We start from the raw sequence: 21,476 nt of genomic DNA on the forward strand, positions 1-21,476 counted from the left end.
AATTCTATTTCCGGTCGCTCCCACGGTTCAGCAAAGCAGGCGTCAGGATGCCAGGAAAGAGGAAAACTCTTTCAACTTCAATCACTTGCACGCACACCGACGGTTTTCGCATCAGCCTGGCACAGGCGTTGCAACAAGGGAGTCACAAGCAAAGTTGAATGCGAGGGAAACATGGTCAACACGCAACTCTTCCAAACGATCAAAGGCACGCTGCTGCCCGCCGCAGACGCCCAGAACCAGGCGAACGCTCCCGCTTATGCATACGCGCCACGCCGCCGCCTGGCCCAGTTGGCGGCCACCGGGTGCCTGAACCACACCTTCTATGCCAACGCGCAGACGCAGTTGGAAGCCGTGTTGAAACTGGCCGCCGAGGTCGACCCGGAGTTCGTCGCCAAGACGGCGGTCTATGCGCGCAAGTCGGGCCACATGAAGGACATGCCTGCGCTGTTGGCCGCGGCGCTGTCCGTGCGCGACGTGCAGTTGCTGGGCCGGGTGTTCGGCCGCGTGGTCGACAACGGCAAGATGCTGCGCAACTTCGTGCAGATCGTCCGCAGTGGTGCGGTGGGCCGAAAGTCGCTGGGTTCGCGCCCAAAGCAGCTGGTGCAGCAATGGCTGCTGACGGCTTCCGAGGCGCAACTGCTGCAGGCGGCCGTGGGCAACGAGCCCACGCTGGCGGACGTGGTGAAGATGGTTCACCCGAAGCCGGCGGAAGCCTGGCGCGCCGCGTGGTTCGCCTGGCTGATCGGCCGCCCGCATGACGAAGCGGCGTTGCCGCACGCGACGCAGGCGTTCGAGCGCTTCAAGCGTGCGCTGCGCGACGGCCAGGCGGCCGAGGTGCCTGACGTGCCGTTCCAGATGCTGACCGCGCTGCAGCTGACACCGGCGCACTGGGCGGCGGTGGCGCGCCGGGGGTCATGGCAGATGGTGCGGCAGAACCTGAACACGTTTGCGCGTCACGGTGTGTTCGAGCAACCGGGGATGGTGGATCTGCTGGCCAGGAAGCTGCGCGACCGCGATGCGATCGCCCGGGCTCGCGTGCTGCCGTACCAGCTGCTGGCGGCGTACAAGGCGGCTGCCGAGGTGCCGCGCGATTTGCGCGAGGCGCTGCAGGACGCGATGGAAACGTCACTGGCCAACGTACCTCGCATCGACGGTCAGGTGGTGGTGTGCCCGGACGTGTCCGGCTCGATGCAATCGCCGGTGACAGGTCACCGCGGCTCGGCAACCACGGCGGTGCGTTGCATCGACGTGGCTGCGCTGGTGGCTGCCGCGCTGGTGCGCAAGAGCCCGCGTACCCGCGTGCTGCCGTTCGAGCAGCGCGTGGTGAAGCTGGATCTGAACCCGCGCGACCCGGTGATGAGCAACGCGCAGAAGCTGGCGTCGGTCGGTGGCGGCGGTACTTGCGTGAGCGCGCCGCTGACATTGCTGAATGACGAGCGCGCGAAGGTCGACGTGGTGGTGATCGTGTCGGACAACGAGTCGTGGGTGGACACCCGCCGCAGCGGCGCGACCGAGACGATGCGCCAGTGGTCGCTGATCAAGGCGCGTTGTCCAGGCGCGAAGCTGGTGTGCATCGACATCCAGCCGTACGGCACCACGCAGGCGGCCGAACGGCACGACGTGATGAACGTCGGCGGCTTCTCGGATGCGGTGTTCCGCGCTGTGGCGGATTTCGCATCCGGCTCGACCGACCGTGATCACTGGGTGAACGAGATCGACAAGATCTCGCTCGAACTGCAATAGAAGCTGTCGCGTGGCGAATGCAGCCGGGACTACATATCCATGTTCGTGTCTCGACAAACGTTGGTCGCCACGCGGGGGCTGCGAAAGGATGAGAAGTTTTCCGAAAGGTCGCCGGCGAATGCCGGGTGGAACTACAGCCTTCTAAGCTCGTGGTCGCGGGTTCGAGTCCCGCCGGTCCCAGATCAGGGGGACCGTAGCTCAGCGGTAGAGCACGACGTTTCACCCCCTCCTCGTCGCCGGCATCCTCGAGGATGAAAGATTTCAGCGATGAATGCAGACGGGACTACATCGGTAGAGCGCTGCCGCGAAAGCGGCGGAGGTCGCGGGTTCGTCTCCCGCCCGGCCGCAAGGCCGGTAGCTCAGGGAACGTCTCGTCGCCCCTTGTCATCGCCCTTTGTCTGGAACACAAGATGAACACCAAGATGAACTACCACCAGGAAGCTGTGCCCGGCGGCGTGCCGATCAAGATGTGGACGCACGGCGTGCCCGTCGAGGACGACGCGAAGCGTCAGCTGTCCAACGCGGCGAAGCTGCCGATCGTGTTCAAGCACATCGCGGCGATGCCCGACGTGCACCTGGGCATCGGCGCCACCGTGGGTTCGGTGATCCCGACGCTGAAGGCCATCATTCCCGCCGCGGTGGGCGTGGACATCGGCTGCGGAATGATTGCGTGCAAGACCACGCTTCGTGCCGAAGACCTGCCTGACAACCTGGCGCCGTTGCGTTCCGCCATCGAGCGCGCCGTGCCGCATGGTCGCGCGCCCGGCGCCCGCGACCCGGGTGCCTGGGGCAAGGTGCCGACGGAGGTCGACGGCGCGTGGGCGCAATTGGCTCCTCAGTTCACCGAGTTGTGCCGCGACTACCCCAAGCTGGAAAAGACCAACAACCGCAGCCACCTGGGCACGCTGGGCACCGGCAACCACTTCATCGAGGTGTGCCTGGACGAGCAGGGCTTCGTGTGGTTCATGCTGCATTCCGGCTCGCGCGGTGTCGGCAACGCGATCGGCTCGATGTTCATCGAATTGGCGAAGCAGGACGCGATGCGTCAACAGGCCAACCTGCCGGACCAGGATCTGGCTTACTTCGAGGAAGGCTCCAGGTACTTCGGCGACTACGTGCGCGCTGTCGGCTGGGCGCAGAAGTTTGCGGCCCTGAACCGCGAGGTGATGATGCGCCGCGTGATCGAAGCGGCGAAGAAGGTCATCGCCAGGCCGTTCGAAAGCCACGTGGAAGCGGTGAACTGCCACCACAACTACGTGCAGAAGGAGACGCACTTCGGGCAAGACGTGTACGTGACACGCAAAGGCGCCGTGAGCGCGAAGAAGGGTCAGTTGGGCATCATCCCGGGCAGCATGGGCGCGCGTAGCTACATCGTGCGCGGCAAGGGCAACCCGGAGAGCTTCGAGAGCTGCTCGCATGGCGCCGGCCGTACGATGAGCCGCAACGAGGCGAAGCGTCGCTTCACCGTGGAAGACCACAAGGCCGCGACGGCCGGCGTCGAGTGCCGCAAGGACAAGGACGTGATCGACGAGATCCCGATGGCCTACAAGGACATCGACGCAGTGATGGAAGCGCAGAAGGACCTGGTCGAGGTGGTGTACACGCTCAAGCAGGTGGTTTGTGTGAAGGGTTGACCCGCTTTACGAAGTCGTCGCGGAGCACCACCTGACGACTTACAAGATCAACAAGAATGAGGGAAATGATGATTGAACTGGACGGCTCGCATGGCGAAGGTGGCGGCCAGATTTTGCGCACTGCGCTGGCGCTTTCGATGTGCACCGGCGTGCCGATGCGTATCTCGAACATTCGCGCCAAGCGCGCGAAGCCAGGCTTGATGCGTCAGCACCTGGCCTGCGTGCACGCCGCGCAGCAGGTCAGCTGCGCCGAGGTCTCAGGCGCCGAGCTGGGCTCGCAGGCGCTGGAATTCGTCCCAGGCCCAGTCAGGGCCGGTGACTACCGGTTTGCAATCGGCACGGCGGGCAGTTGCACCTTGGTGCTGCAGACCGTGCTGCCCCCGCTGATGCTCGCAAATGCGCCAAGCACGTTGCACCTGAGCGGTGGCACGCACAACCCGATGGCGCCGCCCTACCACTTCCTGGAGCGCAGCTTCGCGCCCCTGGTCCAGCGCTGCGGGGCTGGGCTGGAACTGAATATCCGCCGCCACGGCTTCTATCCCGCAGGCGGTGGCGAAGTCGAGGCGACCATCCTCCCGGCACCGGGCGGCTTGCAGCCCTTCGACTTGATGGAACGCGGTGCTCTGCGAGCGGCCTATGCCGAAGCCTTGATTCCCGCGCTGCCGCGTGGCGTCGCGATGCGCGAACTGCAGGCGCTGGGCCAGGCACTGGGATGGTCGCAAGAGCAGTTGCAGGTTCCGCCCGTTCGGCAGAACGAAGGTCCAGGCAACGCGCTGTTGGCGACGCTCGTTTACGAGCACGTCACCGAAGTCTTCACCAGCTTCGGCGAGAAAGGCGTGAGTGCCGAGCAGGTGGCCGCGGCCCTGGCTCGCGAAGTCAAGGGCTACCAGGAGGCGAGCGATGGCGTCGTGGGGCCGCACCTGGCGGATCAGCTCGCGCTGCCGCTGGCGCTTGCGGTCAATGCGACGGGTCGTCCCGCCCGCTACAGCTTCTCGCAGATGACCGAGCACACCAGGACGAACTTCGGGGTGGTCGAGCGGTTTTTGCCGGTGGCGTTCGAGACCGAGCGCGGCGAGCGCCAACTGGTTGTCGAAGTGCGAAAGAGGCCCGTATGAGCGAGATCTACATCAGCACGGACGTCGAGACCGACGGGCCGATTCCCGGCCCGCACTCGATGCTGAGCTTCGCTTCCGCGGCTTACACCTGCGACAAGCAGCTGCTCGGCACCTTCTCGGCGAACCTGGACACCTTGGAAAACGCGTCGCCACATCCCAAGACCATGGAATGGTGGTCGACGCAGCCGGAGGCCTGGGCCGCTTGCCGGAAAGATCCCGAGCCGCCCGCACAAGCGATGCGGCGGTACGTGGACTGGATCGCCAGCCTGAAAGGGAAGCCTGTTTTCGTCGCCTATCCCGCCGGCTTCGATTTCCTGTTCGTCTACTGGTACCTGATGCGCTTCGTGGGGCAGAGTCCGTTCAGCCATTCCGCGCTGGACGTCAAGTCCTACGCGATGGCAGTGCTGAAGACCGAGTACCGGCAGAGCACGAAGCGCAACATGCCGAGCCAGTGGTTCGACAAGCTGCCGCACACCCATGTCGCGCTCGACGACGCCATCGAGCAAGGAGCGCTGTTCTGCAACATGCTGAAGGCGAACCATGAGAACGGGACCGCCTGACACGGTGACTGGAACGCAGCGAAAGAGAAATTTTGTCGCATTCGGTTGACGGAAAAGTGAAGAGTCTTTACAGTTCACCTCGTCGCTGCACGCAGTGCAGCAAGAACTGATTTCAACAGCAACCACAACACAGCAAACCCACGGGGCTTGCGCACTCGCGTTGATCTCTGCATCATTCGCGCCTTGCTGATGGCGCCACGACAGCGCCCGCATCACGGAGATCCTTTTTATGTCCTCCTTGTTCATCTCGACGATCGACTGAACACGGTTCCCGAGCCCCGGCTGAACCGTGTCTGTTCCCAGATACGGCCTCAGACCGCGCCGGCTAAGCAAAGCCCCGCAGCCATCGAGCCGGGGCTTTTGCTTTTCGGAAACCGAATGAGTGCACAACTCCGCTCCCGCGCCCTTCAAAAGGGCCGGATCAAGGCCCTGCGCCGCATGAAACAGCCGATGACGCTGGTGCTCGAAGCCGGTGCGCGCGACCCTGTCGCGCGCGCCCTCGCCCAGCGCGGCTCGCGTGGCGCAGGCCAACACATCCAAAGCCGCGGTGCCCAGCGTCGCGCAGACCGCGTGGCGCTGCAAGCGCTGCTGCGACGAGAAGATGGTGATGAATGACTCCCACGAACTGCGCGAGCAGCTGGCGCAGAAGAACCAGCAGCTGCAGAAGATCGCCGCCCAGCTCAAGACAGAGCTGTTCGGCATCGACAGCGTCATCGATCGCGTCATCGATTCCGTGCGCGCTTGGGTACTGCTGCCCGAGCTGGTCTCGCGGCCCGTCATCGTTTGTCTCTGGGGCCTGACCGGCACAGGCAAGACCCAGCTGGTGCGCCGCCTGGCACAGCTGCTGGGCTTCTACGACCGCTTCGTCGAAGTGCAGATGGACGGCTTTTCCAACGGGGCGAGCTGGCGCGGCGCGCAGAGCATCTCGGGGATGCTCGCGCAGTCGGGCGTGCGCGAGGGCGAGCCCGGCATCCTCTCGCTCGACGAGTTCCAACGCTTCCGCACGATCGACAACAAGCGCGGGGAGTTGCGCGTTGAGCGCTATCCGGACGTCTGGGCCCTGCTGTCCGATGGCCGTCTGCCGCCCGCGCTCTCGCTGCTGGGCGACATCGAAACGTCGATTGCCGAAGCGGCTTATGACGCAGAACGCGCCGACGCGAGCGATTCCAAGTTGCGCTTCAAGCTGCGCAGCTGGGAGGCGCAGGAGCTGCAGCGCAACCTCAAGCTCGACGTGCCATTGATGGAGATCATGGGCTGGACGCCCGAGCAGATCCAGGAGCGACTGCGCGCTTTCCGCGAGAGCGGCCAGCAGCAATGGGAGACCGACTACAGCCGCCTGCTGGTCTTCGTGTGCGGCAACCTCGACGAGCTGTACGAGGACCTGGCCACCAGCGTGGAAGACTGCGACAGCGATGCTGACACCTTCCATGCCATGACCAACAAGCTGAGCGTCATCGACGTCAAGCAGGCGCTCAACAAGCGCTTCAAGCCCGAGCAGGTCGCACGGCTTGGCAACGAACATGTGATCTACCCGTCGCTCTCTCGCCGGGCGTATGAGCAGCTGATCGAGCAGGGTTGCGCGCGCTACGCCCGCGAAACTGAGGAGCGCTGCGGTCTGAGCTTCGAGCTGGACGCCAGTGTGCACGAGCAGATCTACGCCAATGCCGTCTTCCCGGCCCAGGGCACGCGGCCGCTGTTCTCGTCACTCCATGCCATCCTCGGCGCCGGCCTGGCGAAAGCTGCGTTGTGGGCGCTCGAACAGGGCGCGCAGGCCGGCAGCCGTGTGGGACTCACTGCGGACGGCCACAGCCTGGTCGCGCGCTGGTGCGGGCAGTCCCATGCCATTGCCGCGCCTTTCGAGATCAGCCGACTGCGACAGCGGAACAACGCCGACTTCCGAGCGCTGCTGGCCGTACACGAGGCGGGCCATGGCTTGGTTCACGCCCTGCTCTTTGGCCGGGCGCCGAAGGAGATCAAGATCCATGTGGCCAGCTTCGAGGGTGGCTACAACACCTACACCTCGCGCAAGGTCTGGTCGCGCCGCAACCTGCTCGACTCCATCTGCACCAGTCTGGCAGGCCGCGCGGCAGAGTGGCTGGTCTTTGGAGCGGAGATGAGTTCGAGTGGTGCCGAAAGCGATCTGCGCAAGGCCACCGAAACGGCGGCTCGCATGCTGCGACATCTGGGCCATGGATCGCGCATCGGCCGCAGCGACGTGTCCACCAACAGCGAAGACAACGTCTGCACCGACGTTGAAGCCAGCAACACGCCGATCGAGGCGCTGCTGCAGGCCGAGCACGCCCGCGCCACGAGACTGATCGAAACGCATCGCGACGGGCTGCTGGCGCTGGTGGACGAGCTGATGGACCAGGGGCAGGTGAGGCCGGCGCGGTTTGCCGCCTTGGTGGGGCTGCCGCTGTCAACGCCGGAGGACGCGCTGGATCCGTACGCAGAGAGGTTGATGGCGTATCGTCGAAAAGGGAGCCGAGCGGTTGCGAGCCCCATGCGGCCAGCGCAACAGAAGGCGGTGGCTGGGCTTGAGCAGCGTCGTCTTGCCGGCGCCCGGAAAGCCGGACGGAACGGTAACGGGTAGCGGTTTCATCGGCAATCCTCGGGATAGCGCCGCAACGTGCCAAACGCTGCCGGTGCGTCGCACGCGTGATATATTGCGAACTCATTCTCAACAACGACGCTGCGTTCGGGCGGTGCGCCTGACCTCACGCGTCGCCCCCTGGAGTTCCGCTACCCTTGGCGCATGGAACGCAACACTCGCCAACGCACTGCCATACGCGAAGCCATCGCGCAGGCAGGGCGTCCGCTACTCCCACAGGAAGTGCTCGAGGCTGCTCAAGCCGGTGCGCCCGGTCTGAGCATTGCCACGGTCTATCGCAACCTTCGCACCCTGCTGGACGAGGGCGAACTGCGCGCAGTGTTGCTTCCGGGCGAGAACGCACGCTACGAGTTGGCGGGCGGTGGGCACCATCATCACTTTCAATGTCTGGCGTGCGATCGCGTCTTCGAGGTCGACGCCTGTCCGGGCAACCTGGCCTCGCTGGCCCCGCCCGGCTTCATCGTCGAGGACCACGACCTGACCCTGTACGGCCGCTGCAGCGAGTGCGCCCCTCCACGGGGCGCCAAGGCGGCGGGCCGCGCCAAGGGCGCTGCGCCACACACGCATCGGGAGTCGCAAGGAACCGGCCGCGCCCACAAACACCGCTGAACTGGCGATCTGCAGGGGCGTCGGCATGCTGACGCAAGGCGCACTGCAGCGCCTGACTGCGGCGGCGGTCGTCGTCGCGGCGCTCTGGGGTGCGGTCGCATGGGCACTGTCATGAGCCGCTTGGGTGTGCCTGCTGCGCTCCCGCCCGTGAGGGTGCACGACCTCACGGTGTCCTACCACGGCCACCCGGCGGTTCATCACTTGAGCGGCGAATTTGCGGCGGGGGCACTGACCGCGATCGTGGGGCCCAACGGCGCCGGCAAGAGCAGCCTGCTGTCGGTGCTCGCCGGCACGCGGGCGGACTTCCAGGGGCGGCTCCAGCGTCCGCCGGCGCAGCAGGTGGCCTACCTACCGCAGACGGCGTCGATCGACCGCACCGTGCCGGTCACCGTGCATGAGGTGGTGGCGATGGGGCTGTGGGCGCGTCTGGGCTGCTTCCGCGCGCTGGACGAAGCCGGGTGGGTCTCGGTCACACATGCGCTTGCAGCGGTGGGTCTGAGCGGCTTCGAACAACGGTTGATCGGTGAGATGTCGGCCGGCCAAGCGCAGCGTGTGCTCTTCGCCCGCGTGCTGGTGCAGGACGCCGCGCTGATCCTGCTCGACGAACCGTTCAATGCCGTCGACGCCAGGACCACGGCCGACCTGCTTGCCGTGCTGCAGCGCTGGCGCCGGGAAGCGCGCACCGTGATCGCGGTACTCCATGACCTGGACCAGGTGCGCGACCACTTTGATCAGGTGCTGCTGCTCGCAAGAGAAGCGGTGGCTTGGGGCCCCACTGCGCAAGTGCTGAACGCCGAGCATCTCTTCAAGGCCCGCCAGATGGCCGAATCCTGGGACGACGATGCGCCGGTGTGCGGAGGGCGGCCATGAGCGAATGGCATCAGGCGCTGCTCGGCCCCTTCCAGGAGTTCTCGTTCATGCGCCGTGCACTCGTTGCCACGGCGGCGCTGGCATTGGGCAGCGGCCCCATCGGTTGCCTGCTGGTGCTGCGCCGCATGAGCCTGGTCGGTGATGCCATGGCGCATGCCGTGCTGCCGGGCGCTGCGGCCGGTTTCCTGCTGGCGGGCTTGTCGCTGCCGGCGATGAGCCTCGGCGGGTTGGTGGCCGCTCTCGCAGTGGCTTTGGGCGCTGGGTTCGTCACACGCAGCACCGCGCAGCGAGAGGATGCCAGTTTCGCGGCCTTCTACCTGATCGCCCTGGCGGCAGGCGTGCTGATGGTCTCGCTCAAGGGCAGCCAGGTGGACCTGATGCACCTGCTGTTCGGCAGCGTGCTCGCGGTCGACGACGCCGCGTTGCTGCAGATTGCTGCCGTTGCGAGTGTGACCCTGCTGGGGCTGGCAGCGATGTACCGGCCGCTGGTGATGGAGACACTGGACGCGGGATTCCTGCGCAGCGTGGGCGGCCCGGGTGCCACGGCTCACATGCTGCTGCTGGTGCTGCTGGTGGCCAACCTGGTGAGCGCCTTCCAGGCCCTGGGCACACTGATGGCCGTGGGGCTGATGATGCTGCCGGCAGCTTCGGCCCGCTTCTGGGTGGCCTCGCTGCCGGCGATGGCCGCGCTCGCGACAGGATTCGGCGTGCTCGGCGGTATTGCAGGGCTGCTGCTGTCGTTTCACGCGGAACTGCCCTCCGGCCCCTGCATCGTGCTGGTCTGCGGTGGCTTGTATCTGCTGTCGGTGCTTGGCGGCGCACGCGAGGGGGTCCTCGTGCGTCAGTGGCGCCGTTCATTGCACCTCACGGGTTGACGACGATGACACCTCTATTCAATCGACGCCGATGGCTGCTGGCCGGTGCCACCACTCTCGTTTCGCCCGTCCGGGCGCAGCAGCGCCGGCCGCGCATCGTGGCCAGCTTCTCCATCCTGGCTGACATGCTTCGAGAGATCGCCCCGCCCGGTTTCGACGTTTCCGCCTTGGTCGGTCCTGATGCCGACGCTCACGTGTTCGAACCCACTCCCTCGGACGCACGCCGTTTGGCGCAGGCGGACCTCGCAGTCGTCAACGGCCTGGGTTTCGAGGGATGGATCGACCGGCTGGTGCAGGCCTCCGGCTATCGCGGCACGGTGGTCGTGGCCAGTCAAGACATCAAGCCGCGCAGAGATGGGCAAAACGATACCGACCCCCACGCCTGGCAGGACCTGACCCATGCACAACGCTATGTGCAGACGCTGGCCAAGGCGCTCGCCACTCGGTGGCCGGCAGCGCAGTCCGAAGTGGCGTCGCGCGCGACAGACTACTTGCGACGCATCGCCGAACTGGACGCGCAAGTCAGGACCTGGCTCGCGGCAGTGCCGCGCCCACAGCGGCGCGTGGTCACGTCGCACGATGCCTTTGGATACTTCGGCGCAGCCTATGGCGTGGACTTTCTCGCGCCGCGCGGCTGGTCCACGGCCAGCGAGCCGTCCGCCGCGGCGGTGGCCCGCTTGGTGCGGCAACTGCGCGAGCAACGGGTGCGCGCGCTGTTTGTCGAGAACATCAGCGATCCGCGACTGATAGAGCGCGTCGCCAAGGAAACCGGGGCGCGGGTAGGCGGCACGCTCTATTCGGATGCTTTGTCCGCTCCGGGCGGCCCCGCTGACACGTATCTCAAGCTCTTCGAGCACAACGCCCGCACCCTGGCCAGCACGCTGGATTCGTGATCGAGTCGCCGCTGGTGCCAGGGGCGCGGCTCACCCTTTATAGCTATTGCATTCGCATTATTCACATTGCCCGTTTCCGACGCCGAAGATGAAAACCACCCAGCGCCTTCCTCGTGATCGCCATCACTTGCGGCCCCTGCCGATGCTTACCGGCATGCTGGCCGCCACGGCACCGCTTGCCCTGCATGCCCAGGCCGAGTCTGTCGCGGCCCCGGCCCAATCGCTACCTGCCATCACGGTCCAAGGCCGGGCCGACGGTGCCGTCGAACTCGACCAGCCGACGGATACGGGCTCGCGCCTCGGCTTGACTGCACGTGAAACGCCAGCATCAGTCGAGGTCATCACGCAGGAAACCATCGAGCGCCGAGGCGCCCGCACGCTCGAAGAGGCATTGCGGGGTGCACCGGGCATGACCACCGGCGGCGGCCCCGGTTCGCCCGGCGTTGCCTCGACACGCGGCTTCACCGGTGGCTTCATCGCCTACTTGTACGACGGCATGCGCGTGTCGACGCCGACCATGTCGAGCCGCCCTCAGGACACCTGGAACTACGAGCGCATCGAGATCCTGAAAGGGCCGGCTTCCGTTCTTTTTGGAGAAGGGGGCATCGGCGGTGCAGTGAACTTCGTGCCCAAGCAGGCGCGGCGAGATCAAGCGGGCAGCGAGGCCCTGGTGTCGCTCGGCAGCTATGGCACCGCCCGGGCCGCCGTTGGTCATGGCGACAACCTCGGAGAGTCCGGGGCTTACCGCTTCGATTACAGCCACAACCGCACCGACGGCTGGATCGACCGCAGCGGACAGCGGCTGCACCACCTGACCGGCGCACTCGCGTTCGACCTGAATCCTGACCTCGAGCTCGACTTGTCGGTCGACTACCTGCAAGACGACATCGAAGCCTACTTCGGAACGCCCCTCGTCCCCCGGGATTTCGCCACCCGCCCGACGAGCGTCGTGAGCGACAGCACCGGCCGGGTGATCGACAAGCGCATGCTGCGCAACAACTACAACGTGGCGGACGGCCTGATGACGGCCGACGCCCTGACCTTGCGCGGCCGGGTGTCCTGGCAGATCACGCCGTCCTGGCGCCTGCGCAATGAACTCACGGCCTACCGTGCGGACCGCCACTGGCGCAACGCGGAAAACTTGAGCTTCGTCGCCCCGGACCGCATCGGCCGGGACCAGGTGGACATCAGCCACGACCACGAGGTGTGGGGCAACCGGCTCGACCTCCAGCACGAGGGCGTGCTAGCCGGACTGAAGAACCGTTTTCTCGCCGGTCTGGAGTACGGGCGTACCGACTTCGGCAGCGATCGCACCTTCGGCAGCGGCAGCACCGTCGACGCCCTCAATCCGTCCCCCGGGCGCTACAACCCAGACCCCACGCTGGCACCCGGTCCCGGCAACCGCACTCACGTGACGGCGGACATCGGCACCACCAGCCTCTTCGCCGAAGACGCGCTCAAGCTGCGCGACGACCTGACGCTGGTGCTCGGGTTGCGCCACGACCGGATCAAGCTCGATCGCAGCATCACCGACCACAACGAATCAACGTACACCGAGTTCGACACCCGGTACAGCGCCAACTCCGTGCGCATCGGCTCGGTGATCGACCTGTCGCCGGACACCGCGCTGTATGCGCAGTACGCCAATGCAGCGGCGCCGGTGGGCACCTCCAACCTCTTGCTGCTCTCGGCCGCGAACAGCGACTTCCCGCTGACGCGCGGCAAGCAATGGGAAGTGGGGCTGAAGCAGAGCCTGCCGGAGCAGCGCATCGACTGGACCCTGGCGCTGTATCGCATCACACAGGACAACGTGCTGTCGCGGGACCCGGACAACCCTTCCGTCACCGTGAACAACGGCAAGATCGCGTCGCGAGGCCTGGAAATCTCTGCGGGCTGGCGCGCCACCCGTCAACTCACGCTGTCCGGCAACCTGGCGCTGGTGGACGCCGAGTTCAAGTCGCTGGTCGAGACCGGCGGGGTATCGCGTGTCGGCAATCGCCCGACCAACGTGCCAAAACGCACCGCCAACCTGTGGCTGGACTACCGCTTTGCCGACCTGCCGCTGACCGTTGGCACCGCGGTACAGCACGTCAGCAGCATGTACACGAACACCGCCAACACGGTGCGCATCAACGGCTACACGCTGCTCGACGTGTATGCGAGCTGGCGCATCCGCCCGGCGCTGCTGACGCTGCGCATGCGCAACGTGACCGACGAGCTGTACGGCACCTGGGCCGGCGCCAACGCCAACAACCAGGTCCTGCTCGGCATGCCACGTACGGTGGAACTGACCGCCAAGTTCGATTTCTGAAAGGCACCGACATGCTGCAAACCCTCGGCCTGAGCAAGCACTTCGGTGCCACGCGTGCACTCGACGGCGTCACCTTGAACGTGGAGCCCGGCGAGATCTATTGCCTGCTGGGCGCCAACGGCGCCGGCAAGACGACGCTGATCAACGTTTTCCTGAATTTCACCGAACCCACCACGGGCCAGGCGCTCGTCGATGGTCTCGACGCAACCCGGCAACCACTGGAGGCCAAGCGCAGGCTGGCGTATATCCCGGAGCAGGTCATGCTCTACGGCATGCTGTCGGGGCTGGAGAACCTGCGCTACTTTGCAGCACTCGCCACCGGCCGCGAATTGCCGCGCGACGAGCTGATACGCCTGCTGGTCCAGGCCAGCCTCGACGAGGGCGCCGCGCACCGCCGCGTGAACACCTATTCCAAGGGCATGCGGCAAAAGGTCGGCATCGCCATCGCGATGGCAAAGCAGGCGAAAGCCCTGCTGCTGGACGAGCCGACATCAGGGCTCGACCCCAAGGCCGCCGCCGAGTTCTCCCAGTTGTTGCGCACGGCGCGCGACCAGGGGGTGGCCGTGCTGACCACCACGCACGACCTGTTCCATGCCAAGCAGACAGGTACACGCATCGGGATCATGCGCCAGGGCCGTCTGGTCGACGAGATGCGGGCAGAGGACCTCAGCCATACCGATCTCGAAGCGCTCTACCTGGAGCACATGAAATGAGCGCATCGTTGGTGATTGCACGGCGGGAGCTGACCGAGTTGTGGCGCGATGGCCGGCTGCTGGTTGCCGGTGGCCTGGTGCTGCTGCTGGTGGCCACCGCACTGGCGGTGAACTGGCAACAGGTGCGCAACAGCGAGGCAGAACGCCAGGCAGCCCAGACGCTGGACTATGAAGACTGGCTCAAGCAAGACCGTCGCCATCCGCACGATGCTGCACACCAGGGCATGCATGTGTTCAAGCCGCAGCCGCCACTGGCCGTGGTGGACCCCGGCATCACGCCGTACGTCGGCTCGACCATCTGGCTGCAGGCGCACCGCCAGAGCGAGTTGCGGTTCCGGCCTGCCCAGGACGCCACCGGGCTGCAACGCTTCGGCAGCCTGTCGATGGCGTGGGTGTTGCAGGTGCTCGGCCCGTTGGTGGTCATCGTGCTGGGCTTCAATGCGTTTGCCGGTGAACGTGAACTGGGCACGCTCAGGCAAACTTTGAGTCTCGGTGTAGCGCCGCGAAAGATCCTCGCCGGCAAGGCGCTGGCGCTGCTGGTTGCGTTGGCGCTGTTCCTGGTGCCCGTCGCATGGGGAACGCTGTGGAGCGTCGCGCCATCACTCGCCTCCCTCGACACCTGGTCGCGTATGGCGGGCCTTGTCCTTGGCTACCTGCTGTACTTCGGCATCGCCGTCATGGGCGTGCTCGCGGTCTCGGCGCTGGCGCCTTCCACGCGCGTATCGCTGATCGTGCTGCTCAGCGCGTGGGTCGTCAGTGTGGCTCTGGCGCCGCGGCTGGTGTCAGATGTGGCGCGGCACTGGCATCCCAGCCCTTCGCGGCAGGCGTTCGACCAGTCGCTGGATCAGGATCTGGATGCGTCGTACCGCAGGGCCTGGCGGGAACAGTTCGGCACCGAGAAGCGCTGGGGGCCTGATCTTCCCCTGAATCGCTGGGGCTACGCGTTGCGAGTCGACGACCAGGCCGGGTATACGGTCAGCGATCACCATTTCCAGACGCTGTGGGGCTCGTTCGCTGCGCAACAACGGGTGCAGGAATGGGCCGGGCTTGCGATTCCCTTGCTCGCCCTTCGTGCCTGGTCCATGGGCATGGCGGGCACCGACTTCGAGGCGCACCGGCATTTCTCGGTGGCTGCCGAGAAGCATCGCCGGTTGATGCAGGACATCATCAGCGACGACCTCGTCGAGCATGCAGACCCATTGGGGCACCAGCACTTCTCCTACCAGGCGGACCCTCACCTGTGGGCCCAGGTTCCCCGATTCGACCATGCACCGCCATCTTCGCTCGACGCGTGGCGGCACAACGTGTTGAGCCTGCTCGTGCTGACCGCGGTGCTCGCGGCCACCTCGGCGACGGCGGTATGGGCCGCGGGGGCACGCAAGCCATGAGATCGTTCACTTGCTTGCGGCGTGTGTTCGTCCATGAGGCGAAGGTGCTGTGGGCAGACCGGAGCCTGTGGCTGGTATGCGGTCTCGTGGCGCTGCTGGTCGCGTACAGCCTGTTCAATGGCATCGCCGACATTCGCGGACGCGAACGGACGGTGGCCGACCTGCAGAGCCGCCAGGCAGCGCGCGAACAGAAGAACATCGAGTTGTTGCAGCGCGTGCTGAGTGGCCAGGAGCGGCCCGATCCCTTCTCGAATCCGGCAGACCCCGCATCGGTCGGCGGCGGCATGGGAGCGCGGTACACGGTCATGCCCTACCTGCCCCTCGCACCGATGGCGATCGGGCAATCGGACATGAACCCGAACTACTACAAGGTGAGCTACCGCAGCAAGGCGACTTTCATGTACGACGGGGAGCTGGAAAGCCCGTGGCACCTGTTGAGCGGCACCTTCGACCTGGCGTTCGTCGTGGTGGTACTGCTGCCGCTCGCCGTGTTCGCGCTCAGCTGGAACCTGCTGTCGGCCGAGCGAGAGCAGGGGATCCTGAAGCTTCTGCTGTCGCAACCCCTGTCACTGACCACCCTGCTGGCGGGCAAGGTCGCGTTGCGGGCTGTGGCGCTGCTCGGCACGGTGGCGTTGGTCGTTCTGTTGGTGTTGGGAGCCTCACGTGCGGCTCCGGCAGGCGCAGGTGCGTGGGGCCAACTGGCGGCCAGCATCGTGGTCATCACCTTCTATGCCGGCTTCTGGTTTGCGTTGGCGGCAGCGGTGAACGCGCTCGGACGGTCCTCGGCGTTCAACGCCCTGGTGCTCGTCACTGGCTGGGTGCTCCTGGTGCTCGTGGCGCCGGTCGTGATGAACCTCGCTGTTTCTCTCGCCAGCCCTGCGCCCTCGCGCGTCGAGTTGTCCACCCGCACGCGGCTCATCACGATCGACGCGCTCAATCGCTACAACGATCTGCTCAGCGCCGACTACCGCTACGTCGAGGCGCCCGAGAGCCTGCTGCCGAAGAACGGCCGCTTCGAAGTGGCCCATCGGCGCCGGGCCCACTACCTCATGGGCCGCGATACCGACCGGGAGATCGAAGCGCTGCTGGCCAGATTCGACGAGCAGTTGAATCGACAGCAGGATCTCGTCGAACGGTGGTCGTGGTGGTCACCGGCGGTGGTCACCTACGAGGCACTCGGCAATCTCGCAGGAACAGGATCGAAGCGGTATTTGCACTTCAAGCAGCAGGTGGAAAGCTACCACGCGCAGTGGCGCGCGTTCTTCGAGCCCAAAGTCCTCGACGGGCTGGCGATGACCGAGAGCGACTTCTCGCAGCTGCCGCGCTTTCAGTGGCAAGAGGTGGCAGCCGCCGACAGAACCGCACGATGGCTGCGCCATGGCTTGTACCTGGTTCTGCCGGCCCTGCTGCTGGCCTTCCTCGGCTGGCGACGCTCACGCACGTACCAGATCCTCGGATGAAGCGCTGGCTGTTCCTGGCCCACCGCTGGCTGGGGCTGGCCGGCTGCCTTCTGATCCTGCTGTGGTTCGCCAGCGGCTTCGTGATGATGTACGTGCCGTACCCCGAGTTGACGGACGACGAACGGCTGCCGGCGCTGAAGCCGTTGGACGTGCACGCGATCAAGGCATTCCCGTCAGATGCGGCGGCGGCCTGTGGCGCGGCCGACGTGCTGCGCTTGCGCGCATTGCAGCCGGCGGCGCAGCCGATCTTTGCGGTGCTGTGCAGCGGCGAAGCCTGGCGAGCGATCGACGCCCGGGACGGAGCCCCTGTTCGTGTCGACGCCCAGGCGGCTGCGCGTGCGGCGGAGCAATATGGTGGGGCACCCAGTACGGGTGCACGCCTCATTGACCAGGACCAGTGGAGCATCTCCACCTCGCTCCATCCGCATCGGCCCTTGTGGCGGGTGGAGGTCGCGGGAGGCGGTGTGCACTATGTGAGCAGCCGCACGGGGGAGGTGGTCCGGGACACCAGCCGCATGGAACGGGGCTGGAACTGGGTCGGAGCCGTTGTGCACTGGCTCTATCCCACGGTACTGCGCAGCCGCAGCGAACTCTGGCATTGGACGGTCGTCGGGCTGTCTGCGTATGCGCTGTTCACCGCGATCCTCGGCACCGTGATCGGAGTGCTGCGATGGCGCCGCTATGCCAGCGGGCGGCGCACGCCTTATCGCGGTTGGATGATGTGGCATCACATGGCGGGACTCGGGACGGCCGTGTTCGTGCTGGCGTGGCTGCTGAGCGGGTTGTTGTCGATGAACCCTGGCGGGGTGTTTTCGGTCGGCCGCTTGCCGCCGACGCCTCTGAACACCTTCACAGCGGGAGCCTCACGCGTGCCGCACGGTGCCGCGGGGGCAAAGGAGATCGAGTGGATCCGCGACGGCGAGGGCGTGTTGACCTGGGTGCGCCGTTCGTCGACCGATTCCGAACTGCGCCGAGGTGACCAGCCCGTGGCTGTGAACGAGGCCTACGTCCGACGGCGGGTGTCTGGCCTCGGTTTCGGGGCGCCTTCGACGGTGGAACGCCTCGACGAACTCGATCTGTACTACCACGCACGGAATGCCTCTCGCCCGCTGCCTGTGTGGCGAGTCCGTTTTGCAGATCCACAAGCCACCTGGGTCCATGTCGACGGCCGCAGCGGCCAGGTGTTCAGCGTGGTCGACCGCTCGAAACGCGTTGCTCGCTGGCTCTATCACGGCTTGCACAGCTGGGACTTCCAGTTCCTGCTGCAGCACCGGCCGCTGTGGAATGTGCTGATGCTGGCCGCCATGGCAGCCGGCTTCTTCTTCTCGGTGACGAGTGTTGTCGTCGCCTGGCGTCGATTGACCCGTCGGCGCCCGGCGGCGAGAGCCGCGTCACCCATCTTGTCCCCACAGGAGCAACAACCATGTCTCTGATTCCCGTCACCATCCTCACCGGCTTCCTCGGCAGCGGCAAGACCACGCTGCTGAACCGCATCCTCAAAGAGCATCACGGCCAACGCATCGCGGTCATCGAAAACGAGTTTGGCGAGGCCGGCGTCGACAACGAACTGCTGGTGCAGGACCGGGACGAGCAGATCGTCGAGATGAACAACGGCTGCATCTGCTGCACCGTGCGCGGCGACCTGCTGCGCATCCTGGGTGAACTGCACGCCAAGCGCAGCAATGGCGCTCTGTCGTTCGAACGGGTCATCATCGAAACCACGGGATTGGCCGACCCGGCTCCAGTGGCGCAGACGTTCTTCGTCGACGAAGAGATCAGCGGCCGCTACGAGCTGGACGCGATCGTGACGCTGGTGGACGCCAAACACGCGATGATGCAACTGGACGAGCACCACGAAGCGCAGGAGCAGGTGGGCTTTGCCGATCGACTTCTGCTTTCGAAGACGGACCTGGTGACCGAAGACGAAGTGCGCCAACTGGAGCAGCGCCTGAAACGGATGAACCCGAGGGCGCCCATCCTGGCCGCTCATTTCGGCGAGGCACCGATCGAACAACTGCTCGACATCCACGGCTTCAATCTCAATGCCATCCTCGAGATCGAGCCCGATTTCCTGACAGATGTCGAGCATGAACACGATGACGACGTCGTGAGCTTCGTCTTCCGAGCGGAGCGCCCATTCGACACCGCCCGGCTCGACGACTTCCTGGGCACGGTTGTGCAGGTGTACGGCACGAAGTTGATGCGATACAAGGGCGTTTTGGAGCTGGCAGGCCGACCGCGCAGAGTCGTTCTGCAAGGGGTCCACATGCTCATGGCCACTGACGAAGGTGCGCCATGGAAGGCTGGCGAGAAGCGGGAAAGCCGCATCGTTTTCATCGGCCGCGAACTGCCGAAGGACATACTGCAGCAGGGACTCGATCTCTGTCTTGCCGCACCTGTTGCTGCGGAGACCGTGCCTGCGAGGCGGGAACGCTAGACGCCTGCTTGTCGCGGGAATCAACCGTATGACACGGCGCACGTAGTCGCCGCCGAGCACGGCCGCACTGGCAAACTTGCCGGTGCGGTGCAGGTACTCTTGCCCGATTGCTGGCGGAGTACGGCACCTTGCGGAGGGAGGAAGGGCAGCGCGACCCTAACACCGGGTGGCTGGAGGATTTGACATCTCTGTTGGGGCGGTCGAACACGTGGCGTCGGGATCCTCATTGAGGGGGAAGGGTTCCGATCGCTCGAATGCCGGACTGCGACGCCTCGCACCGCAATGCATACTGCAATCCGGCTGATTGGAGGCCAACCCATGGAAGGAATGAGCCCGCTCAGGAGTTCGCGCGCATACCGATGGGCTGCTGGCATTGCGCTGATCACGATACTCGCGCTTGTCTGGCTGAGCTTGGGGGTGGGCATCATTGGTCGGGACGGTGATCCCGCCAACGCCGCTTACTTCGCGGTGATCGCGATTGGACTGGTGGGGGCCGTCGTGGCGCGCCTTCAACCTTACGGAATGGCGCTTGTCCTGCTCGCGATGGCGCTGGCTCAGGCATCTATCGCAGCTTTCGCGGTTCTCGGCGGAATCGGTCTGCCTTGGAGCGGCCCTGCTGAACTGATCTTGCTCAACGGCTTCTTTGTCGGCCTGTTTACGGCATCGGCATGGCTGTTCTGGCGCGCTGCACGGGTGTAGCCGGGAGATCGGTGCGACGTCAGGGGGCGAAGTCGCCACCGTCCTCTTTGCCGTCGATCGGCTGTGCAAGCGCTCACGCGACCGGGTGAGCAACGGGCCCGCACCGCTCACGGGTGGACACCGCCGAAGAGCAAAAGGGGCCTGTGAGGCCCCTTCTTTCATACCGCTCGCACCGAACAGCGCGCGAAAAATTGTGCGCGGGAAACTGAGTCGCTTACCGGAGGTCTCTGGCACCCGCGGAAACGCTAGCGTTGTTGCTGGAACTCGCGAATGGATTGCTTACTGGTGGCGACGACGGGTTAAACGTGTGGCCGCGCACATGCGGAGCGGCGAAACAAAGTCCCTTACAGACGCCAGAACCGCCTTGAAGCTCACCGCCGGAACATTATTCCGGCGCTCGCCGGTGGTCGTTGCGGGGCGTATGCATTTGCGTTGCGCCACACTCCAGACCATGAAATCCGCCACCCTTCCTGCTGTGCGTGTCGAGCCCGAGCTGCGAGACGAGCTTGAAGCGGTGTTAGGAAAACCGAGACCATCAGCGCCTTCGTCGAGGAAGCCGTCCGCGGGCCCGTCTACGAGTTCGCCGAGGATGGGCGCCGACACCTGATTCCTGCCCAATTTTCTCGTATTGGCTATTGTCGGAAGACAAAAACAGCTCCGTCACCAGTTGCTCTTTCCTGAATGGTTAGAAACGCCAATGACGGCGGTGTGGGCCCGGGCGCACCAGAAAAGAAGCGCGTCATGACGGCTAGCGAGATGTCCTACCGGCTGACGACGGCGGGAGTTTGGGTAGAGATGTCCAAACCCTTCGCGGCACAAGTTGACGCGGGCCGCGTACCCGTATACATATACAGGTACGCTCTTCGTTAGGAGGTTGTTTTGCGCGCTGAAAACATGGTGTTTCGCTCTCTGTATGTTGACCCCGACGTTGACGAAGCACTGAAAGCGGAAGCGAGACTGCTGGGCGTTAGCAACGGCGTCATGTTCCGGCGCTATCTTGAACGCGCCATGACTTCCGCCGCTCGCGCACCTGCGCCCGAGGGGCAGCCGCGTCTGCGCGTGCGCACCGTCTATCTGCCTCGCGAAACTGACGATTTGCTGCGCAGTCAGGCGTTTGACTTGCGCATTAGCAAGAGCGACCTGATTCGTCAGTACCTTCGTTCGGCTGTTACGCCGGCGCGCCGCCCGGATGTTGCGGTCAAGCGAACGCGCTCCCGAGCTACAGAGCGCACTTCTCGCTAAACGTTGACCTGTTCTTCGGCGCTTTCGACAGCAAATTGCCAGTTGACAGCAGCGAGTCGGAGCCGTCGCTTGTGCGCCGCAGTTGCATCTGGCAGACTGACGTTGTGTTTGGCCGGGAGGCCGAACCCGCTGTCCGGCTACCGGCAGCACCGCCGGCTTGGCGCTACGCCCCGGCGCCCGAATTCGGAGTGAATCGCCCCGGGATTTGAGGAGGCTCTTTTCTCTGAGAGGATGGAGCCATGAACAAGAAGTCGAACAAGTTCTCACCCGAGGTGCGCGAGCGCGCGGTGCGTATGGTGCAGGAGCACCGAGGCGA

Annotated in this window: 18 protein-coding genes; all 18 read left to right on the forward strand. The window is 65.3% G+C overall.

The annotated features are described in order from the left end of the window. The first annotated feature begins 171 nt into the window (after positions 1–171). The 18 genes from M8A51_RS14015 to M8A51_RS14100 all read left to right on the forward strand — a co-directional run bounded on the left by M8A51_RS14015 (position 172) and on the right by M8A51_RS14100 (position 21,160). Positions 172–1,743, forward strand: coding sequence for a vWA domain-containing protein (locus tag M8A51_RS14015; protein ID WP_251779090.1), 1,572 nt, complete (start codon positions 172–174; stop codon positions 1,741–1,743). A 422-nt stretch (positions 1,744–2,165) separates the two neighbouring features. Continuing rightward, positions 2,166–3,377: an RtcB family protein gene (locus M8A51_RS14020; protein WP_251779109.1), complete on the forward strand. Its 1,212-nt coding sequence runs from the start codon at positions 2,166–2,168 to the stop codon at positions 3,375–3,377. A 68-nt stretch (positions 3,378–3,445) separates the two neighbouring features. Continuing rightward, positions 3,446–4,492 carry an RNA 3'-terminal phosphate cyclase gene (rtcA, locus tag M8A51_RS14025; RefSeq protein ID WP_251779110.1) on the forward strand — a complete coding sequence of 349 codons (1,047 nt, stop codon included), beginning with the start codon at positions 3,446–3,448 and terminating at the stop codon, positions 4,490–4,492. Then, positions 4,489–5,052, forward strand: coding sequence for a 3'-5' exoribonuclease domain-containing protein (locus M8A51_RS14030; protein ID WP_251779091.1), 564 nt, complete (start codon positions 4,489–4,491; stop codon positions 5,050–5,052). Before rtcA ends, M8A51_RS14030 begins: the two co-directional genes overlap by 4 nt. 147 nt (positions 5,053–5,199) lie before the next feature. Beyond that, positions 5,200–5,667 (forward strand): hypothetical protein, encoded by a 468-nt coding sequence (locus tag M8A51_RS14035; protein WP_251779092.1) that lies wholly within the window; start codon positions 5,200–5,202, stop codon positions 5,665–5,667. Beyond that, complete coding sequence (locus tag M8A51_RS14040; protein WP_251779093.1) at positions 5,660–7,645, forward strand: AAA family ATPase; 1,986 nt, start codon at positions 5,660–5,662, stop codon at positions 7,643–7,645. The genes M8A51_RS14035 and M8A51_RS14040 overlap by 8 nt, the downstream gene beginning before the upstream one ends. A gap of 162 nt (positions 7,646–7,807) precedes the next feature. Beyond that, positions 7,808–8,272: a Fur family transcriptional regulator gene (locus M8A51_RS14045; protein WP_251779094.1), complete on the forward strand. Its 465-nt coding sequence runs from the start codon at positions 7,808–7,810 to the stop codon at positions 8,270–8,272. A gap of 111 nt (positions 8,273–8,383) precedes the next feature. Beyond that, complete coding sequence (aztA, locus tag M8A51_RS14050) at positions 8,384–9,142, forward strand: zinc ABC transporter ATP-binding protein AztA (RefSeq protein ID WP_251779095.1); 759 nt, start codon at positions 8,384–8,386, stop codon at positions 9,140–9,142. Then, positions 9,139–10,017, forward strand: a complete 879-nt coding sequence (locus tag M8A51_RS14055) for a metal ABC transporter permease (RefSeq protein ID WP_251779096.1) — start codon at positions 9,139–9,141, stop codon at positions 10,015–10,017. The genes aztA and M8A51_RS14055 overlap by 4 nt, the downstream gene beginning before the upstream one ends. 5 nt (positions 10,018–10,022) lie before the next feature. Continuing rightward, complete coding sequence (locus tag M8A51_RS14060) at positions 10,023–10,910, forward strand: metal ABC transporter solute-binding protein, Zn/Mn family (protein WP_251779111.1); 888 nt, start codon at positions 10,023–10,025, stop codon at positions 10,908–10,910. Between the two features lie 88 nt (positions 10,911–10,998). Next, the gene (locus tag M8A51_RS14065; protein WP_251779097.1) at positions 10,999–13,221 is read left to right on the forward strand and encodes a TonB-dependent receptor; all 2,223 of its coding nucleotides are present in this window, start codon (positions 10,999–11,001) and stop codon (positions 13,219–13,221) included. 11 nt (positions 13,222–13,232) lie between these two features. Further along, entirely contained in the window at positions 13,233–13,934 is a 702-nt protein-coding gene (locus M8A51_RS14070) for an ABC transporter ATP-binding protein (protein WP_251779098.1), read from the forward strand. Then, positions 13,931–15,322 (forward strand): ABC transporter permease subunit, encoded by a 1,392-nt coding sequence (locus tag M8A51_RS14075; RefSeq protein ID WP_251779099.1) that lies wholly within the window; start codon positions 13,931–13,933, stop codon positions 15,320–15,322. Before M8A51_RS14070 ends, M8A51_RS14075 begins: the two co-directional genes overlap by 4 nt. Next, positions 15,319–16,782: a DUF3526 domain-containing protein gene (locus M8A51_RS14080; protein WP_259371989.1), complete on the forward strand. Its 1,464-nt coding sequence runs from the start codon at positions 15,319–15,321 to the stop codon at positions 16,780–16,782. The genes M8A51_RS14075 and M8A51_RS14080 overlap by 4 nt, the downstream gene beginning before the upstream one ends. Continuing rightward, positions 16,779–18,215: a PepSY domain-containing protein gene (locus M8A51_RS14085; protein WP_251779101.1), complete on the forward strand. Its 1,437-nt coding sequence runs from the start codon at positions 16,779–16,781 to the stop codon at positions 18,213–18,215. Before M8A51_RS14080 ends, M8A51_RS14085 begins: the two co-directional genes overlap by 4 nt. Further along, positions 18,206–19,219 carry a CobW family GTP-binding protein gene (locus M8A51_RS14090; RefSeq protein ID WP_251779102.1) on the forward strand — a complete coding sequence of 338 codons (1,014 nt, stop codon included), beginning with the start codon at positions 18,206–18,208 and terminating at the stop codon, positions 19,217–19,219. The genes M8A51_RS14085 and M8A51_RS14090 overlap by 10 nt, the downstream gene beginning before the upstream one ends. A gap of 318 nt (positions 19,220–19,537) precedes the next feature. Continuing rightward, positions 19,538–19,918, forward strand: a complete 381-nt coding sequence (locus tag M8A51_RS14095) for a hypothetical protein (protein WP_251779103.1) — start codon at positions 19,538–19,540, stop codon at positions 19,916–19,918. An 879-nt stretch (positions 19,919–20,797) separates the two neighbouring features. Continuing rightward, positions 20,798–21,160: a ribbon-helix-helix protein, CopG family gene (locus M8A51_RS14100; protein WP_251779104.1), complete on the forward strand. Its 363-nt coding sequence runs from the start codon at positions 20,798–20,800 to the stop codon at positions 21,158–21,160. Positions 21,161–21,476: the final 316 nt, after the last annotated feature.

This window comes from Caldimonas mangrovi (assembly GCF_023721835.1).
Taxonomy (GTDB): domain Bacteria; phylum Pseudomonadota; class Gammaproteobacteria; order Burkholderiales; family Burkholderiaceae_C; genus Caldimonas; species Caldimonas mangrovi.

What these genes read in the sequence shown, in the direction of transcription:
- M8A51_RS14015 (WP_251779090.1), top strand. Translation starts at nt 172, where the DNA reads ATGGTCAACACGCAACTCTTCCAAACGATCAAAGGCACGCTGCTGCCC.
- M8A51_RS14020 (WP_251779109.1), top strand. Translation starts at nt 2,166, where the DNA reads ATGAACTACCACCAGGAAGCTGTGCCCGGCGGCGTGCCGATCAAGATG.
- rtcA (WP_251779110.1), top strand. Translation starts at nt 3,446, where the DNA reads ATGATTGAACTGGACGGCTCGCATGGCGAAGGTGGCGGCCAGATTTTG.
- M8A51_RS14030 (WP_251779091.1), top strand. Translation starts at nt 4,489, where the DNA reads ATGAGCGAGATCTACATCAGCACGGACGTCGAGACCGACGGGCCGATT.
- M8A51_RS14040 (WP_251779093.1), top strand. Translation starts at nt 5,660, where the DNA reads ATGAATGACTCCCACGAACTGCGCGAGCAGCTGGCGCAGAAGAACCAG.
- M8A51_RS14045 (WP_251779094.1), top strand. Translation starts at nt 7,808, where the DNA reads ATGGAACGCAACACTCGCCAACGCACTGCCATACGCGAAGCCATCGCG.
- aztA (WP_251779095.1), top strand. Translation starts at nt 8,384, where the DNA reads ATGAGCCGCTTGGGTGTGCCTGCTGCGCTCCCGCCCGTGAGGGTGCAC.
- M8A51_RS14055 (WP_251779096.1), top strand. Translation starts at nt 9,139, where the DNA reads ATGAGCGAATGGCATCAGGCGCTGCTCGGCCCCTTCCAGGAGTTCTCG.
- M8A51_RS14060 (WP_251779111.1), top strand. Translation starts at nt 10,023, where the DNA reads ATGACACCTCTATTCAATCGACGCCGATGGCTGCTGGCCGGTGCCACC.
- M8A51_RS14065 (WP_251779097.1), top strand. Translation starts at nt 10,999, where the DNA reads ATGAAAACCACCCAGCGCCTTCCTCGTGATCGCCATCACTTGCGGCCC.
- M8A51_RS14070 (WP_251779098.1), top strand. Translation starts at nt 13,233, where the DNA reads ATGCTGCAAACCCTCGGCCTGAGCAAGCACTTCGGTGCCACGCGTGCA.
- M8A51_RS14075 (WP_251779099.1), top strand. Translation starts at nt 13,931, where the DNA reads ATGAGCGCATCGTTGGTGATTGCACGGCGGGAGCTGACCGAGTTGTGG.
- M8A51_RS14080 (WP_259371989.1), top strand. Translation starts at nt 15,319, where the DNA reads ATGAGATCGTTCACTTGCTTGCGGCGTGTGTTCGTCCATGAGGCGAAG.
- M8A51_RS14085 (WP_251779101.1), top strand. Translation starts at nt 16,779, where the DNA reads ATGAAGCGCTGGCTGTTCCTGGCCCACCGCTGGCTGGGGCTGGCCGGC.
- M8A51_RS14090 (WP_251779102.1), top strand. Translation starts at nt 18,206, where the DNA reads ATGTCTCTGATTCCCGTCACCATCCTCACCGGCTTCCTCGGCAGCGGC.
- M8A51_RS14095 (WP_251779103.1), top strand. Translation starts at nt 19,538, where the DNA reads ATGGAAGGAATGAGCCCGCTCAGGAGTTCGCGCGCATACCGATGGGCT.